The following is a 17,588-nucleotide window of genomic DNA, read 5'->3' as shown; positions in this document are numbered from 1 at the left end:
TCTTTAAAATACTAACTTAAATAGTCAGAAGAGAATTTCAATGATACTTCAATATAACCAGGGTCTAATGAATTAGTTGATATCTTTGTATATAAAACATCACCCTTATCAGCTGTATTATAAAGTTTAGGATGTTTGACTGATGAAGAAAGTGAAATTGCTTCTGAGCGATTTGCTTTACCTTTAGTAATAAAACGACCATAAGGAGACAAGATAGCACCAAAAGATGCTTTCATTGATCCGTAATCACTTGTTGTTGTTTTCTTTGAACCCTGCGCTAAATTATATTTTGTTCCACCATGTGGAGATACATCGACATACTCAGCAATTTGCCATGAAGTTCCATTTTTTATATCAGCATTAACAGATACCATTGCAATGGTTATTATCGCAATCACACATAAAAAGCTAAAATAAATTTTTCTCATACTTTTTTCCTTTCTGTTTATATTAATAAATAAGACTATTAATATGATATTGAATAGCATAAAAGCCATTCATTATCATCATATATTTTCACCATCCTTTCCTAACTGTCTTAAATAATTTTGTAATCTATTGATTGTAATTTGCTTGCTACATTTTTTTATTTTATGTTCTTTTAGTTTGAAGATATTTCATTAAATAGTTTTTCAATTTTTTCTAATAAGGACTTATCGCAATTTTTTCTACATAAGAACGAAAAAACATTAAATCTTACAATTCACCATTGCCAACGGACTAATTAGTCATAGGCACGGACTTCCTGATATACTTCTTTATCTTCTCCATAAAGTGTCTTCCCATATATCTAAGGTTAAAACTGGACTCCTATTCAGCTAGCAGCAGCGGAAGGTATCTCTTGCAGATACCCCTGTAGATGTTCTAGATATTGTTCTCAAAGTTACTTGCTACAATAGTTCTATATAGTCCTTCATACACATGAAGCATGTATCGCTATCAGTGGATACCTTACAGTGATTGTCCATGACGACCTACTTAAACACGAAGTTTCTAATATAGCAAGATTAATCGCCTAGATGGACATAAAGCTTCATGTACCGGGATACTTGTTGTCTTCACCAGCAGAAAGAACTACCAACAATTGCTGCTTGTTCTCTGAGCCTTTTCCTCGCTTATAGCCTTGATCTCTCCCATTAAGTTCAATGATATCAGCTTCATGGAACATTGATTTCAGGTTCTTCTCATTATTGCTTTCGGCCATTAGACTCCTTAATTTTCTAAGGCATCCTCCTTGTCTTTACTAAGACATCGATGTTATTGGCAGAATCAGCCGTTCTAGGGACTCTGTTACTAGTGAAGAAGAGATAAAGCTGAGGAATGATCTGGACAAGTGTTTGATTTGAATTATCAAGGATAGTGTCAACGAAGCAAGTCTGCTGCTTCCCAACTTTCTTGCACTGAAGGATGTAACTATTCTTGATGTCACTTCTATTGATGAGATGATGCACTTGGCATTCACATTTGTTATATACGAATCATTCAGGTAACTTTACTGACATGAAGAAATCCACCTTCTTATTTTCATCAAAAAAATCTTCTGGTGAAGTCAACTAGTGAGTCCTTACCAGGCTTGGTTTTTGCGTACTGGTGGAATCTTTTCTTCATTGTAGCGTCCTTCCTTCGTTATATGAGATTATTGTAGCCTTGATTCAAGAAAGAGGTCACCCAGAAGAATCGTTTAAATCCCATATACAGGATTATATTTCGAAACTTTAAAAATTACTTACTGAGAGTTGTTCCCTATTAGATTTCAGTATGCTTATGATAGTATAATTCTCCTAAGAAATTATGCCTTTATTGTATAGAAAGACGGGATTTTCAATATTAATGGTAATTTTTCCTTATCAAATTATGTTTTGTTCTCATAAATAATAAAACATATTTTATACATTTTTTCAATATCTATCTTAAATAAAGTGATTTATATTGTGGTTATTTGATATTTTAAACACATTATATATATCTTATATATATGTTTATTAACATCGTGATAAATGGTTTCAAATATGAGCTACTTCAACAAAAAACAGAAAACTACAATTTACTAAGAGAATTGTCTAGCTTATCATGCATTAACTTTATTGACATTTACAAATTGATTATGTTTAAGAACCAAGAAATCGGCACTGATGATATTGGGAACCAGGAGACAGGTTAGCAGGAATTTGATGAGTGTCATGCCTGGTTGTTGCAACGTATAGAAGAAGTTCAGGCCAAGAACTGGATCAGTCTTTATTACCTCTAATTCCTTCACATCAATAGCTCCATATTCTTTATGATAATAGAAGAATATGCATGCCACAATGAGTGCATAATACAAGAACAAGATCAATAGCTTTCGCTTTGCTTTTAATAAGCAGCAAAACTGTTTCAAATAAAACATATCTCTCTCACTTTCTACACAATAAATAATCATCTCCCTCTTTTAGTTAATCACATAATATATATATCACATTTTTGAAAAATCTTTTAAAGCAAAGAAAAACACTGAAAGTATCTTCTACCTTCAGTGTGATCATGACTAAACTGTCATTAAATCGTCTTCTTTTGCTTTAGCAACTTCTTCGATTTTCTTTGTATATTTGTCGATGAGTTTCTGGACATCATTTTTGCCGTCTTTTACTGCATCTTCATCGCTATCCTTAGAAATCTGATCGATGGCTCTACGTCTTTCATTACGTAAGGCAACTTTGGCATCTTCGGCAGCCTTCTTAACCTGTTTTACAAGTTCACGACGACGATCTTCAGTAAGTGGTGGTACGTTAATACGAATGACTGTACCATCATTCTGAGGTGTTAAGCCTAAGTCTGCTTCATAGATACCTCTTTCGATCTCTTTCATCGCACTCTTATCATAAGCCTTGATGACAAGCTGACGACCTTCCTGTACAGAGACACCAGCAACCTGATTAAGTGGTGTTGGTGATCCATAATATTCCACCATAACCTTGTCCAGCATTGCAGGTGTTGCTCTACCTGTTCTGATATTTGCGAGATTACGTGTGAATGCTTCAATTGTTTTTTCCATTTTTTCTTCGCATTCTAAAAGAATTAATTCATTATCCATCATTTCCCCTCCTACGCTTTTGAAATCACTGTACCATTAACCTGGCCAGCACATGCCTTCACAATATTATTTTCTTCCTGCATATTGAAGACACAGAGATCAATATTATTATCCTTACATAAAGTAATTGCTGTCTGATCCATAACCTTCAAGTCTTTATTGAGAACGTCTAAATATGTAAGATGATCATATTTTTTCGCATTCTTATCAAGTTTTGGATCGGCACTATAGACACCATCAACACCATTTTTAGCCATCAAGATGACATCAGCACCAATTTCAGCAGCACGAAGAGCAGCTGTTGTATCTGTTGTGAAATATGGATTACCAGTACCGGCTGAGAAGATCACAATACGCCCTTTTTCTAAATGACGAATGGCTCTTCTTCTAATATAAGGCTCAGCCACTTCATTCATGGCAATCGCAGTCATTACTCGTGTATCAACACCAATTGATTCAAGTGTACCCTGTAAAGCAAGACCATTCATGACTGTTGCAAGCATGCCCATATAATCACCTTGAGCTCTTTCCATCTTTAAGTTATTGCCTAAACCTCTAAAGATGTTACCACCACCACATACAACTGCAATCTGTGTTCCAGCATCATGTGCTTCTTTAATCTGTTTCGCAATTTGTAATGCAACATCAGGATTGATACCAAATCCCTGGTCACCAGCAAGGGCTTCCCCACTTATTTTAAGTAAAACTCTTTTATAGCTCATTTTTTATTGCTCCTTTACATTTACTTTAATTTTATAATGAAACGAAAATATCGTCAACGAAAACATGTTTCACAAAAAAAGCCACAAAAGTGGCCTAGCCAAAGAGAATCAAATGATCAATAGGTATGCGTCTTTGAACATATTGAGTAAGTTCATGATGAATGCCTGAAGTTGAGGCAAAATACTCATGATTCTGGTTCTTTTCACCAAGAATGGATAAATCAAACATACCAAATCCGGCAAGCATATTATATTTTGGCTGTGAAGCAAAGAATTCTTCTACCGTATGAAAAATCTGTTCAACTGCTTCCTGTGAAATTGTCACTTCTTCCTTACGTCCTTTATGATAATGACCATAGCCATCACCATAGAGTGAACTAGAAAAGACAACTTTGCCATTATTACTGATTGTCAGTCTTTGTTCAATCTCCATATTAGCATCTAAATCTTCATTTGTTTTTTCAATATTGGAATAAAGTTTAAGTTTCCTTATAGCCATTTCCCCACCTACTTATTATAGAATCTTTACAATATCTTCCACATCCTTACGTTTAGGCATTGTTGGTTCAATATCCTGATAGCCTAAAGCAATCACAGAAGTAATCAGTTCATCTTCTGGGATGTTGAAGTTTTCACGCAAGATATCAGCATCACGAATACCCATCACAAGTGTATTGAGACCTTTCTCAACGGCTGCAAGCATCAAGCACATATGGGCAAGTCCGTTATCATAATAACCCCAGCCATTGCCTGCATCATTCTCCGCAACACCCTCTTTAGTGAAACCAGAACGGTCTTTTTTAAATGAAGCAACAATAAGAACAGGAGCATTTTCCACCTTCTTCTGATTGCCTTCAGGTAAGCTTTCCATCACTTTCTTCTTAGCTTCGTCGCTATAAGCAATATAATAACGTGCCGTTTGTGAATTCTTCCAGCTTGGTGCCTGCTGACTTGTGGCAATGATTTCAAGAACTGTCTGCTTATCAACTGGCTGGTTTTTATAAAAACGGATACTTCTTCTCTTTTCTAATGCGTCTTTTAATTCCATGTTGATTTCCTCCACATCCATTTTACAACATCTCTTTGAAAGTTTCTATCTCTTAGCGACCACTTCTTTTACGATATTTAGAATTCACATACCATAAATCGTCATCACTATCATCAAATTGTTGGAAGAAATCCTCATCCTGATAGACATCATCATCTTCCTTCATATCTTGAGAAGGAGTTGCCTGTTTTCTTTTCATTCTACGTTTCCTTGGTTTTTCTTGATCACCATAATGCTCATCAACAAGCATAAAAAGAATCTTTCTCACAACAAAGACAACAAGTATAAGTATCGAAAGCAATACCACAAGGATCAAGAAATTCTTTAGTCTTAATAAAGAGATATATTTAAAGTGTGAAAATTGTAATTGTAGGCTGGAAATGGTTTCTGAAATGCTTTGTATAAAACCAGTAATAGCATTATAAACATTGATTATGGCATTAATGAAATCATTCATACATAGAGCCCTCCATTGCACGCTATACTACCATTATTAGAGCGAAAAGACAAGATGGTATACAAAAAGTCCTAGACGATGCTAGGACTTCTATTATTTACTTGCTTCAATCATAAGTTTTGTAATCTTATTAGAGAAATCAACAGGATCTTCAATCGTAAAGCCTTCAATCAACAATGCCTGATCAAACAGAATAGAAGCATAATCTTTCAAAGCATCATGATTCTTTTCATACACTTTCTTTAATGAGCTAAAGAGTTCATGATTAGGATTGATTTCAAGAATACGACCAGCCTTGAGTTCCTGAGCCTGTGCATCTGGCATAGCTTTCAGTACTTTTTCCATCTCAAATGATAAGCCTTCCCCACTAGTTAGGCAGACTGGATGATTCTTTAAACGTGCTGTCAGTTTAACATCCTGTACTTTATCACCAAGTGCTTCCTTGATAGCATCAATCATTTCTTTATTGTCATTTGTCTGTTCTTCAAGGTTCTTCTTTTCTTCTTCCGTTTCAATATTTAAATCACCCTGAGTCACATTCTTGAATGTCTTTGAATCATAATCATGCATCATCTGTAAGCAGAATTCATCAACATTGTCAGTCAGATAAAGAATATCATAGCCTTTATCTTTAACAGCTTCTACCTGTGGCAATAAATCAATCTTGTTTGTTGTTTCACCACTCGCAAAATAGATTTCAGTCTGTCCATCAGCCATGTGATCTACATATTCTCTTAAAGTAATCAATTCTTTCTTATTAGCAGAATAGAACATCAATAAATCCTGTAATTTATCCTTCAGCATGCCATATGAATTATAGATACCAAACTTAAGCTGCATACCAAAGTTATTAAAGAATTTCACATATTCTTCACGTTCATTCTTCAGCATCTTTTCAAGTTCAGAAGAAATACGTTTTTCAATACGATCAGCAATCACTTTTAATGAACGGTCATGTTGAAGCATTTCTCTTGAAATATTAAGATTTAAGTCTTCTGAATCAACTAAGCCACGGACAAAACGGAAATGTTCTGGAACAAGGTCCTTGCATTTATCCATAATGAAGACGCCTCTGCTATAAAGCTGCAAGCCTTTCTCATAGTCTGTAGAATAATAATTCTGTGGTGTATGACTTGGAATGAAAAGCAATGAATCATATGTGACATTCCCTTCAACACGGTTATGCATAACACGCTGTGGATCTTCAAAGTCATTGAATTTTGCTTTATAGAAATTATCATATTCTTCTTTTGTAATGTCCTTCTTGTTTCTCTTCCATAACGGAACCATTGAGTTAAGAACACGTGTTTCAGTCACATCTTCATATTCATCCTCAGTGCCTTCCTTTTTCTTAGAAACCGTTACATCCATCTTAATAGGATATCTAATATAATCAGAATATTTCTTGACTAAAGCTTCAATACGATACTGTTCAAGATACTGGTCATAATCTTCATCTTCTGTATTAGGTTTCATATGAAGAACAATCATTGTACCATGATGATCTAAGCTTGCTTCATTTATTTCATAACCATCACTTGTATCACTGACCCAGACATAGGCCTGATCCTCACCATATTTCTTAGAGAAGACTTCAACCTTATCAGCTACCATGAAGGCTGAATAAAAGCCAACACCAAACTGTCCAATAATATCAACATTATCAACGCCTTTTTCCAAAGCCTTCTTGAATTCATCCGAACCACTATGCGCAATTGTACCAAGCAAAGAATCCAATTCATCCTTGCTCATACCAATACCATAATCTTCAATCGTCAATGTTCTCTTTTCTTTATCAGCCTTTAAATAAATAGCCATATCTTCACGACTGATACCCTGAATATTCTCTTGTAAAGCTTTATAATAAAGCTTATCAGAAGCATCAGAAGCATTAGAAATAAGTTCACGCAAGAAAATTTCTTTATGAGAATAGATGCTATTGATCATTAAATCAAGCAATCTTTTTGATTCTGTTTTAAACTGTTTTTTATCACTCATGTTTACACTCTCCTTTTAGCAATCTTCTTAGTTAACTGCTAATGACTATTATAGCGAACTTACTGGCACAGTCAATACATGAGTGCTAAATATTACGAATTTTCTACAAAAAAAGGACTAGTCCTCATGTGTACTATAGTGTATATTCACACCATTCTTTGAACACACTTTCACAAAGTCCTTTTCAAAATCATTAATCATATGAATTTCATTCTTTACACTCTTTTCACTTATATGACCATTCACATAATATGTGTAAGAAAAAATACCCACAATTCTTATAAAACCCGTATAATCATCATACGCAAAATACTTTATATCTTTATAGCGAACACTTAAAGAAACAATATTTCGTTCCTTCTTATCATTATGATCAAGATAGCTATAAATAAAACCACCCTTATAAAACTCCAGTGCCTCTTCCTTCATATTATAACTTTCCCCAGTAGATACAATGGATAGATAACGCATCAAAGCCCATAAAGCAGCAACAATTAGCAATTCCCCACCAACCAACAAAAATGTCACCTGATTACGAATATAGAAGCGTATATCATATACGGCAAACATAATAGCTACGACAATAGGAATAAAAAACTGAAGCATATGGATAAAATGGAAATATCCATTTTCAAGATAACGTAGTTTATTCATATGACGCATATATTTTAATCTTCTCTTTGTTGAAACATGATATTTCATAATCCGACCTCACCTCTTCATTATAAAGGCACTTTGTAGAATAAACAACACTGAAAATAGCCTTACCTATAAGGAAGAATATGGGCCTGGTCAAGACGATCAAGAATAAGAGGAATAAGAATAAGCTGAAGAAGAATTGCTGGAACAGCTCTGATAAACCCATCAGTAATGAAGATCTGCCAGGAGAAAGGTGTATGAGCGACATTAAGCATGATAACTCTTGTTACTCCCCAGACAATTCGCCCCAGTAACATACTTAGAAGAAGTGTAATATAAACTTTTTTGATATTTTGGCTTTTATAACGATGATAAATAAATCCTGAAACAAAGCCGTAAGTAGCGAGCTCGAAAGCCATACTGACAGCATTAGGATAGAATACAGGCATACCAAAAAGAACAGAGCGAAGTAAAGGCATAAGAAAACCTATCAACAATCCTAAAACTGGACCACACAAGAATCCCGTGAGTAAGGCTGGAATATGCATAGGCGAAAGCATAACGCCTAGAAGAGGAATTTGCATTGTCACGAAAGGCAGCACCATCCCTAAAGCAAGCATGAATGCCCCTGTAACGAGCCTTTTTGTTTTCGTCATCATTGCTTTACCAAGATAAAAAGCGATGTTTCCATCGCTTTTGTGTCAATTAAGCATTCATCTGTGCAGCTACTTCAGCAGCAAAGTTTTCTTCTTTCTTTTCGATACCTTCGCCAACTTTGAAACGAGCCATCATTTCAACTTTACCATTACCTAAGTACTGAGCAACTGTCTGATCTGGATTCTTGATAAATGCCTGATCGTTTAAACATACTTCTTTGAAGTTCTTCTTTAAACGACCTTCAACAATCTTATGTAAGATATTTTCTGGCTTTGGCTTAGCAGCCTTAGCATTTTCTTCTAAAGCCTGAGTCTTTAAAACTGTTAATTCTCTTTCTATTACATCTTCAGGAATTTCATCTTCTGAAATATACTGTGGTGCAGATGCAGCAACATGCATAGCAACATCTCTTGCCTTTTCATCATCAGCATTAGCAACCTTAACTAAAGCAGCTACTGTACCACCCATATGTGAATAAGCACCGAATGTTTCGCCTTCAGACTTGCTCATGGCAACAACTCTTCTTAAAGAAAGCTTTTCACCAATCTTACCAGTCTTTTCTTTGATAATTGTATCTAAATCCTGACCATCTACAACTAATTTTAATGTTTCTTCAACAGTATTAACCTGAGCTTCAGCTACAGCCTTAGCAATCATGTTAACTAATTCTTTGAATTCTTCATTCTTAGCAACGAAATCAGTTTCAGAGTTAACTTCTACTAAAGCAGCTTTATCGCCTTCAATAGCGAATGCTGCTAAACCTTCTGCAGCGATTCTGTCAGCTTTCTTAGCTGCCTTAGCGATACCCTTTTCTCTTAACCAGTCAAATGCTGCTTCGAGATCACCATTAGTAGCATCTAAAGCTTTTTTGCAGTCCATCATGCCTGCGCCTGTCTTTTCACGTAGTTCTTTGACTAACTTAGCACTAATTGCCATTTTTTCTTCCTCCATTATTTTATTTAAGAAAAGGGAAGTAACGACTTCCCTATTCTATTAAGCATTCTTATTGTTGTTGTTTTTGAAGTTCTTGCCGTTATTTCTATTTCTATAATTATTCTTATAACGAGGACCTCTATTACGAGATTCTTCTACAGAAGCAACTGCATCATTCATAGTAACTTCTTTGTCACCATCTTCATCTTTAGCATAAGCAACTGTAGTAGGTTCACCCTTTGCTTCACAGATTGCATCAGCCATAGCTGCAGTGATTAACTTAACAGCACGAATTGCATCATCATTTGCAGGGATAACATAGTCTACTTCATCAGGATCACAGTTAGTATCAACGATACCGAATACTGGGATGTTTAAGATATGTGCTTCAGCAACAGCATTGTGTTCAACCTTAGGGTCTACAACAAAGATTGCATCAGGAAGCTTCTTCATTTCCTTGATACCGCCTAAGTTTCTTTCTAACTTAGCCTTTTCTTTCATCATGATGATAGCTTCTTTTTTAGTGTAGTTTTCTAAAGAGCCATCTTCTTCCATCTTTTCTAATTCGATTAATCTCTTGATTCTCTTCTGGATTGTTCTGAAGTTTGTTAATGTACCACCTAACCAACGAGAATTAACATAGTAAGAACCAGAACGTGTAGCTTCTTCAGCAACAGCTTCAGTAGCCTGTTTCTTAGTACCTACGAATAATACTTTACCACCCTTAGCAGTGATATCCATCATTGCCTTATAAGCTTCATCAATCTTATCTGATGATTTCTTTAAATCAATAATGTAGATACCATTTCTTGATGTAAAGATGTATGGAGCCATCTTTGGGTTCCATCTCTTTGTCTGATGTCCGAAATGAACACCAACTTCCAATAACTTCTTCATTGAAATTACAGCCATTGTAATTTCCTCCTTTTCGTTTTTTCCTCCACCACTTCTAACAACATCCACCAAATTTTGGCACGAGAATGCTGAATCCATGGTGTGTGTATTTAAAACACCTCATGTATATTAGCATATCAAATTTATTTTGACAATACAAAAGCATCGATTAAATCAATAATATTGCATAGGAATGAAGTTAATAAAAAAATCAGATCTTCCGATCTGATTAGCTTTCAATATCATCATAAGGATTAATATCCACTTTGATATGAAAAGATTTAAAGACGATATAAACTATTGGTGATAACAATATATTAAAACCTATAGTCGGTAATAATCTCTTAAGGGCAAACGTGAAAATAGCCATATGCGTAATGTTAGCCGAAAGCATCATCACATAAACAATAGTTTCTTTTGCCGCAATTGCCAGCAAACAAAGAAAGATAAATTCACCAAGAGATAAATTATCACTATGATAAATGTAACTACGGATAAATGTAATCCCTAAGAAAATCAAGACATAAATAGACAATTCTCGACCATAAACCAAAGTGTAGAAAACGCCTGAGACCGTCGCAAAGAAAAAACGACTTGGAACATCCGCTAATGTCATCGATAAAGGCACAAACATCATCAAAGCAATACTAGGTACAATAGTTATGGAAGATTTATCAAGATTAAGCGGTAAGAAGTAGGCAATTGTGCTATCAATAATAAAACATACAAGCATAATCAAGAAATTTCTTACCAATGGTTTATTCTGACTACTCATGAATCCGTCCTCTTGACAACAGCCACATAATTCAAATCATCAAAATTAGCAGCCGGCTTAACAGTCACTGTTTTCCCTGTCGCATTATCGCCACTAGAGAATGATGTCACCGTACCGACGAGCAGTCCTTTAGGACTTTTGCCCTTACCACCCAGTCCACTTGTTGTAACACTTGCACCTTTAGCAATCTTATCGACTGTTGAAAGAATAGAGACGTTAAATGTCTTACTTTTAATATTATAGCTATTAAGTAGCCCATAATACGTTGCTGATCCATCAGTAATCATTACCGGTAGCTGACTTTTCGCATTTTCATCCGTTAATAAAGTAACGGTCGAAGAAACAGGTGTAACTTTTGTCACTGTGCCAATCATACCTTTACTTGTAATAACGGCCATCCCATTCGTAACATCAGAATTACTTCCAATGTTTATTGTCACTTCATTACTCCAATTATTCGCATCACGTTCAATGATATTTGTATATTTTAATTCATAATCCGTTGAAAGATTCTTAATGCCTGTGAGTTTCTTCATTTCTTCAAGCTCGTTCGTAAGCACATTATTCATAGCCAGCTCACCTGCATAGCCATCCAGTGACTTCTTTAATCGCTTATTTTCACGATAAACGACCTTTAAATCAACATATTCCTGAAACACTGAACGCACATAACTTATTGGTGCCTTAATAATATAATATTCAATATTGGCCATACTATCCTTGACAATATATGCCCCTGGGATATCGGCATTGGCTAAGAGTGAAAAGACTGAAACAACAACCAATATAATTGTTACAGCAATCATCTTTCTGCTTCGTTTTTTCTTATCATTGTTGTACAAAGGTACCACCTCAAGAAGCATTATAATAAAACGCTAGCCAAAAAGCAATTGACATTTATCGAAGGTTATCCTTCTTGCTCAACATACACCTTCTTTGCCTTAAAACTAAAATACTCATGCATTCCCACAATAATATGATCAACAAATTCAATATGCATTATTGCACTTGATTCTTCAAGATTTTTCGTAATCCGATAATCCTGCTCACTTGGTGAGGCATTCCCACTTGGGTGATTATGAACACAAATAATAGCCACACCATTCACACTCAGTGTCGCCTTATAAATATCTCTAGATGAAACAAGCGAAGTATCTGCAGTACCAATAAATAATGTCTGCTTCTTAATTAATTCATGACGACTATTCAGTATTAAAATCATGAAATGCTCTTGTTCTTCAAACATTAATTCACTTTTTACAAAATGATAAACATCACCAGGATGTTCCACAGTAAAAGTAAGCTTCGCCTCACTCATGGCACGTTTCCCAAGTTCTATTGCAGCAAGCAATTCAATAGCTTTTGCCTTTTTGATTCCCCGGATGGCCGTAAGTTGTTGATAATTCAAATAGCGCATTTGATGCATACCACCTGCTTTGTTGATCACCTCCCGAGATAGATCTAAAACAGACTGCTGCTTATTGCCCGTTCTTAAAAGTAACGCTAGTAGTTCGATATTGCTTAAAGAACCAATCCCATTAATCAGTGCCTTCTCCCGTGGATTCTCTTCTATTGGTAGATTCTTAATCATGATTTACCCCCTTTTAAAAAAGAGAGGCCTAAAGCCTCTCTTCATGCATTCTAGCCCCATTCAATTTGTATTAATCTAGGAAGACTCATACGTCCACGTTTAGATCTAAGAAGCTTATAAGCGCCTACGCCAAGAATAACATAGATTAAATAAATAAGTGCCGAACCTCCATTAATACTTTGCATTTCCATTTCTGTTAATTCATACATAGATATTCTCCTTCCTGCCCCTCTATATATGTATTTGCTATAAAAGGAGAGATTTCTCACTTAAAACTATTATTTTCATAATTTGAAAATATCATATCTCATACGCATTTCTACCATGATATTTATATTGTGGTGTTTCCTTGATAATTTCCTTTAATGTTCTTGTCACAAATAGCACTTCATCCTCATCTCTCAGATAACCTTCGAATTGATTTAAAAGGCCCGCTAACTGTTCACCTTGAATAACACTCTCATAGAACTTTTTCATAAAGTTTTTTTCTTGACGTTCACTCATTGATTTTGTATGAAGGAATTGATCAATCTTGTTGTAGTTAATGGATGAGATAGGATATCCTTCATTATAATGATCAAGTATTTCATCGGTACGAGGATATTGTATTTCATAGTATTGCTGCAAATCGATTGTTGATTCCAAAGAATCTTTACCAATCAAATCAAATGCTATAAAGCGTCCATCTAAATAAACAAACTTTTGAAAATCAAGAGGAATGTATGAGAAATACTGTTCAAGCTCTTCGCTGCTTGCCTGAAATCCCTTACGGGCATTATACATTGTCAGTACTTCATCCATTTTTACAACGCCATAGAGAAAGAAAGCATGATACAAGATAGCATGAAGCCAGAAGACTTTCTTACGCATTTGTTCAAATTCAGGACCATCTATTTTCACAATAAGATTTCTGACATCCATCGGTATAAAGACATCTTCTCTTTCTTCATCTATATCAACATAATCAAGCGTATCTAATTCATCAAAAGCCTCAATTTCCTTATTGCGATTAGAAAGGATAAAACGCTCTTGCTGTTTCAAAAGTTTTCTCAGCAATTTCATATGTTGATCACTGATGACATAGAGATGCTGACGAAAATAATCTTCTTCCAGCAAACAATCAACAATATCTTTCATGATTTTCTTCTTAGTATCCCCTTCTTCATAAGGTATCTCACGTACTTTAGCTAATTTCTGAATACCTTCCAAAGAATAAATCTGATCCAGCATTTCAAACAAAGAGAGTTTTTCTAAAATGATCATAAATACTTCCTGCCTTTCAACTTTTCTTTTCAATTCTATTATAGTCTTTCATGTAAGCCTTTTCACGCTTTGTAGATAATGTCCTAAAAGTTTCTCCATCAAAAAAGCCACTCCCAAATGGAGTGACTTATTGACTACATATGAGCAAGCTTTTCTTTAAGTGCGGCATATTTTGCCTGGTAATCAGCTTGTTTCTTCTTTTCTTCTTCCACCTTGCTTGCTGGAGCTTTCTGAACAAAGTTAGGGTTTGAAAGCATCTTCTTGCTTCTTTCCAATTCCTTTTCCAGTTTTTCTAATTCTTTCTGAGCCTTTGCTTTTTCAGCTTCCATATCAACATACTGCCCAAGGTCAACAGAAAGAGTATTACCACCCTTAATAATGATATTCGCTGCATTCTTGCCGACTTCAAGATTATATCCAGCTACTTTCGCATTAACGAGCTTAGAAATAAATGGTGCCATATCAGCTAAGAGTTCTTCTAATCCTTCTACTTTTGTCGTGATTGTATATTCGACTTCAACATTATTCTTAATGACATACTGATGTCTGATTTCACGAATACCTTTGACAATATCCATCAAATAAGCAAACTGATCATCAATCTTATCATTATCAAAGTCAGCATTCACTTCAGGCCAGCTTGCAATAACAATGGATTCACTTGCATGTGGGATGGACTGATAAATTTCTTCAGTCACAAATGGCATAAATGGATGCAGCAAGCGTACAATCGCATTGAGCACATAAACAAGAGTATCCTGTGTTGCCTTCTTTGCGAGAGCATCATCACCATTCAGTGTTTCCTTCGCCAATTCAATATACCAGCTACAGAATTCATTCCAGATAAAGTCATATAATGCACTACCCACGTTACCAAATTCAAACTTATCCATATTCGTATTGACATCACGAATAACTTCATTTAAACGATTTAAAATCCAGAGATCTGGTAAATTAAGATTTTCTAGCTTAATATCAGCCCATTCCATATCTTCATCGATATTCATCTTTACGAAACGTGCAGAATTCCAGATTTTATTAATAAAGTGGGAGATGGCTTCTAGCTTAGATGGAACATAACGCATATCCTGTCCAGGTGCTGTATTGTTTGTCAGGAAGAAACGTAATGTATCAGCCCCATATTGATCAATGACATCCATTGGATCAACGCCATTGCCTAATGACTTTGACATTTTTCGACCCTGTTCATCACGAATTAAGCCATGAATCAAAACATGGTTGAATGGTCTTTTGCCAGTGAATTCCAATGACTGGAAGATCATTCTGCTTACCCAGAAGAAGATGATATCATATCCTGTTACTAATGTATCTGTTGGGAAATAACGTTTAAAGAGTGGGTTATCAGTATCAGGCCAGCCCATTGTTGAAAATGGCCAAAGTGCTGAAGAGAACCATGTATCGAGAACATCTTCATCCTGCTTCCAGTTTTCTAGATCTTCAGGTGCTTCTTTACCAACATAGACTTCACCAGTTGTTTTATTGTACCAGGCAGGAATCTGATGGCCCCACCAAAGCTGTCTTGAAATACACCAGTCTTCGATATTATCCATCCATTGTGTAAAGATTTTTTCAAAGCGTTCAGGCACAAAGTTAACACGATTATCTTCATTCTTCTGATTTTCTAGCGCTGCCTGTGCTAATGGCTTCATCTTAACAAACCACTGCTTTGAAAGTCTTGGTTCAACAATTGCATGTGATCTTTCTGAATGTCCTACTGGATGCACAATTTCTTCGATATGATCAACAACACCAGCTGCTTCAAAGTCTTTTACCAAGGCATCACGACAGGCAAAACGATCCATTCCATTATACTTACCACAAAGCTCATTCATAGTGCCATCATCATTCATACAGATTGGCATAGCTAAACCATATTTCTTTCCTAGTGCAAAGTCATTAGGATCATGAGCAGGTGTACATTTCATGACCGAAGTACCCTTACCAAGTTCAATATAGTCATCAGCCATGATTGGTAATGCATCCCCATTAGCTGGATTAATAGCTTTCATACCAACATATTTCTGATATCTTTCATCATCAGGATGCACAAAGATAGCCGTATCACCAAACATTGTTTCTGGACGAGTTGTAGCGACAACTAATTCATCATCACTACCAACAATCTTATATTTGAAATAATACATATAGCCTTTAATATCTTCATGATAAACTTCAATATCACTTAAAGCTGTACGCTGTACAGGATCCCAGTTAATAATTCTTTCTCCCTGATAAATAAGACCTTTATTGTACAATGTCACAAAGACAGTCTTTACAGCATCACTTAAGCCTTCATCCAAAGTAAATCTTTCTTTTGAATAGTCCAAAGCAAGACCTAACTTAGCCCATTGCGAACGAATGATGGAAGCATATTCTTCCTTCCAACTCCAGGCTTTTTCTAAGAACTTTTCACGACCAATATCATAACGGCTGATGCCTTCTTCACGCATTCTTGCTTCAACTTTTGCCTGTGTGGCAATACCAGCATGGTCCATACCAGGAAGCCATAAAGCATCAAAGCCCTGCATTCTTTTATAACGAATAATAATATCCTGTAATGTTGTATCCCAGGCATGTCCTAAATGTAACTTACCTGTTACATTTGGTGGTGGAATAACAATGCTGTAAGGTTTCTTGCTTAAATCTCCAGCTTCAAAATAACCTTTTTCTACCCAATGTTTATATTTGTCTTTTTCAACCATATGATGGTCATACTTATCTGCTAACTGTTTCATCTTCTGCTCCTTTTTCAATAAATTCTTCTTTATGTTCCTCAACATACTGTGCCATCTTTGTAGTGAAGTTTGTCCCCACAACCAATGTTATATATTCATGTGTTAGATCCGAAAAATTATAAGTTACATATTCCGGTGACATTTCTTTCTCCAAAGAATCATCATCCGTTTCCATAATCTTATTTAAGATTTCAGCATTTCTCACAACTTCAGCAACATCATAGGCCCCGATGTTCTTATAATAAGACACAAGATCTTTTAAAAACGGTTCACTTGCTGGTGAAATAAAGAATGATCTTAATCCAGCATTTGCACTGACTGTCTGATTGACTTGATAGATGGCATAAATTGTCTTTTCAGCCTCACTTAAATGTTCGAAATACTGATCATCTTCATCTTCTTTACGCAAACATTGATAAATGACAGCTTCAACAAGCTTTTCCCCTTCAAGTGCATTCAATTTCTTTTCATCTAGATGGGCATACTCTAAACGATCACTTTGATATTGTGCTTCTTGCTTCGCCTTGCTTTTACGATTTTCACGCACACGTTTCAAAGTAAAAGGCACTAAGATCAGCATAATAGCAATAAATGCCCCCCATACAATGACATTCACTAATGTATTTTGACTCAAAATATCCTCCTCCATAAAAAAAGAGACATTCGCTAAGGACGAATGTCTCGTGGTACCACCTTAATTCACATATTGCTATGCCTTAAGACTTTAACGCAGTCATACGGACTTCACTACTTCATTTCATGAAATCTTCTCCGAGGCTACCTTC

At 35.4% G+C, this 17,588-nt stretch carries 20 protein-coding genes and 1 other annotated feature (1 of these 21 only partly in view); all 20 genes read right to left on the bottom strand.

Annotation, left to right across the window (positions count from 1 at the left end):
* Nucleotides 1-11: 11 nt before the first annotated feature.
* The 20 genes from FYJ79_RS02175 to FYJ79_RS02080 all read right to left on the bottom strand — a co-directional run bounded on the left by FYJ79_RS02175 (nt 12) and on the right by FYJ79_RS02080 (nt 17,437).
* Complete coding sequence (locus FYJ79_RS02175; protein ID WP_154514328.1) at nt 12-428, bottom strand: hypothetical protein; 417 nt, start codon at nt 426-428, stop codon at nt 12-14.
* A gap of 605 nt (nt 429-1,033) precedes the next feature.
* Nucleotides 1,034-1,204, bottom strand: coding sequence for a hypothetical protein (locus FYJ79_RS02170; RefSeq protein WP_154514327.1), 171 nt, complete (start codon nt 1,202-1,204; stop codon nt 1,034-1,036).
* 864 nt (nt 1,205-2,068) lie between these two features.
* Nucleotides 2,069-2,386 carry a hypothetical protein gene (locus FYJ79_RS02165; RefSeq protein WP_033161840.1) on the bottom strand — a complete coding sequence of 106 codons (318 nt, stop codon included), beginning with the start codon at nt 2,384-2,386 and terminating at the stop codon, nt 2,069-2,071.
* A 138-nt stretch (nt 2,387-2,524) separates the two neighbouring features.
* Complete coding sequence (gene frr / locus FYJ79_RS02160) at nt 2,525-3,070, bottom strand: ribosome recycling factor (protein ID WP_074781486.1); 546 nt, start codon at nt 3,068-3,070, stop codon at nt 2,525-2,527.
* Between the two features lie 11 nt (nt 3,071-3,081).
* Nucleotides 3,082-3,792: a UMP kinase gene (gene pyrH / locus FYJ79_RS02155; RefSeq protein ID WP_033161842.1), complete on the bottom strand. Its 711-nt coding sequence runs from the start codon at nt 3,790-3,792 to the stop codon at nt 3,082-3,084.
* A gap of 94 nt (nt 3,793-3,886) precedes the next feature.
* Complete coding sequence (locus tag FYJ79_RS02150; protein WP_033161843.1) at nt 3,887-4,291, bottom strand: hypothetical protein; 405 nt, start codon at nt 4,289-4,291, stop codon at nt 3,887-3,889.
* A gap of 15 nt (nt 4,292-4,306) precedes the next feature.
* Nucleotides 4,307-4,840 carry a nitroreductase family protein gene (locus FYJ79_RS02145; RefSeq protein ID WP_154514326.1) on the bottom strand — a complete coding sequence of 178 codons (534 nt, stop codon included), beginning with the start codon at nt 4,838-4,840 and terminating at the stop codon, nt 4,307-4,309.
* 52 nt (nt 4,841-4,892) lie between these two features.
* On the bottom strand, nt 4,893-5,297 hold the full coding sequence (locus FYJ79_RS02140; protein ID WP_154514325.1) for a hypothetical protein: 405 nt from the start codon (nt 5,295-5,297) through the stop codon (nt 4,893-4,895).
* A 93-nt stretch (nt 5,298-5,390) separates the two neighbouring features.
* Nucleotides 5,391-7,295, bottom strand: coding sequence for a molecular chaperone HtpG (gene htpG, locus FYJ79_RS02135; RefSeq protein ID WP_154514324.1), 1,905 nt, complete (start codon nt 7,293-7,295; stop codon nt 5,391-5,393).
* Between the two features lie 117 nt (nt 7,296-7,412).
* Nucleotides 7,413-7,997: a hypothetical protein gene (locus FYJ79_RS02130; RefSeq protein ID WP_154514323.1), complete on the bottom strand. Its 585-nt coding sequence runs from the start codon at nt 7,995-7,997 to the stop codon at nt 7,413-7,415.
* 62 nt (nt 7,998-8,059) lie between these two features.
* Complete coding sequence (locus FYJ79_RS02125; RefSeq protein ID WP_229771287.1) at nt 8,060-8,593, bottom strand: ECF transporter S component; 534 nt, start codon at nt 8,591-8,593, stop codon at nt 8,060-8,062.
* 46 nt (nt 8,594-8,639) lie between these two features.
* Nucleotides 8,640-9,527, bottom strand: a complete 888-nt coding sequence (gene tsf / locus FYJ79_RS02120) for a translation elongation factor Ts (RefSeq protein WP_154514322.1) — start codon at nt 9,525-9,527, stop codon at nt 8,640-8,642.
* A gap of 57 nt (nt 9,528-9,584) precedes the next feature.
* A complete protein-coding gene (gene rpsB, locus FYJ79_RS02115; protein ID WP_154514321.1) occupies nt 9,585-10,436 on the bottom strand; it encodes a 30S ribosomal protein S2 in 852 nt (283 codons plus the stop codon).
* A 211-nt stretch (nt 10,437-10,647) separates the two neighbouring features.
* Nucleotides 10,648-11,193 (bottom strand): hypothetical protein, encoded by a 546-nt coding sequence (locus FYJ79_RS02110; RefSeq protein ID WP_154514320.1) that lies wholly within the window; start codon nt 11,191-11,193, stop codon nt 10,648-10,650.
* Nucleotides 11,190-12,035 carry a rod shape-determining protein MreC gene (mreC, locus tag FYJ79_RS02105; protein WP_154514319.1) on the bottom strand — a complete coding sequence of 282 codons (846 nt, stop codon included), beginning with the start codon at nt 12,033-12,035 and terminating at the stop codon, nt 11,190-11,192. Before mreC ends, FYJ79_RS02110 begins: the two co-directional genes overlap by 4 nt.
* A 65-nt stretch (nt 12,036-12,100) precedes the next feature.
* Nucleotides 12,101-12,784 carry a RadC family protein gene (gene radC / locus FYJ79_RS02100; protein WP_154514318.1) on the bottom strand — a complete coding sequence of 228 codons (684 nt, stop codon included), beginning with the start codon at nt 12,782-12,784 and terminating at the stop codon, nt 12,101-12,103.
* 50 nt (nt 12,785-12,834) lie between these two features.
* Nucleotides 12,835-12,993: a class IIb bacteriocin, lactobin A/cerein 7B family gene (locus tag FYJ79_RS02095; RefSeq protein WP_154514317.1), complete on the bottom strand. Its 159-nt coding sequence runs from the start codon at nt 12,991-12,993 to the stop codon at nt 12,835-12,837.
* A gap of 91 nt (nt 12,994-13,084) precedes the next feature.
* Nucleotides 13,085-14,047, bottom strand: a complete 963-nt coding sequence (locus FYJ79_RS02090; RefSeq protein WP_154514316.1) for a hypothetical protein — start codon at nt 14,045-14,047, stop codon at nt 13,085-13,087.
* A gap of 134 nt (nt 14,048-14,181) precedes the next feature.
* Complete coding sequence (locus FYJ79_RS02085; RefSeq protein ID WP_154514315.1) at nt 14,182-16,803, bottom strand: valine--tRNA ligase; 2,622 nt, start codon at nt 16,801-16,803, stop codon at nt 14,182-14,184.
* Nucleotides 16,784-17,437 carry a DMP19 family protein gene (locus FYJ79_RS02080; RefSeq protein ID WP_195836988.1) on the bottom strand — a complete coding sequence of 218 codons (654 nt, stop codon included), beginning with the start codon at nt 17,435-17,437 and terminating at the stop codon, nt 16,784-16,786. Before FYJ79_RS02080 ends, FYJ79_RS02085 begins: the two co-directional genes overlap by 20 nt.
* A gap of 31 nt (nt 17,438-17,468) precedes the next feature.
* Nucleotides 17,469-17,588 (bottom strand) — a binding site (T-box leader); it runs 83 nt beyond the window's last position.

Source organism: Sharpea porci (genome assembly GCF_009695655.1).
Taxonomy (GTDB): Bacteria; Bacillota_I; Bacilli_A; order Erysipelotrichales; family Coprobacillaceae; genus Sharpea; species Sharpea porci.
This window is presented reverse-complemented; position numbering and strand designations above follow the sequence as displayed.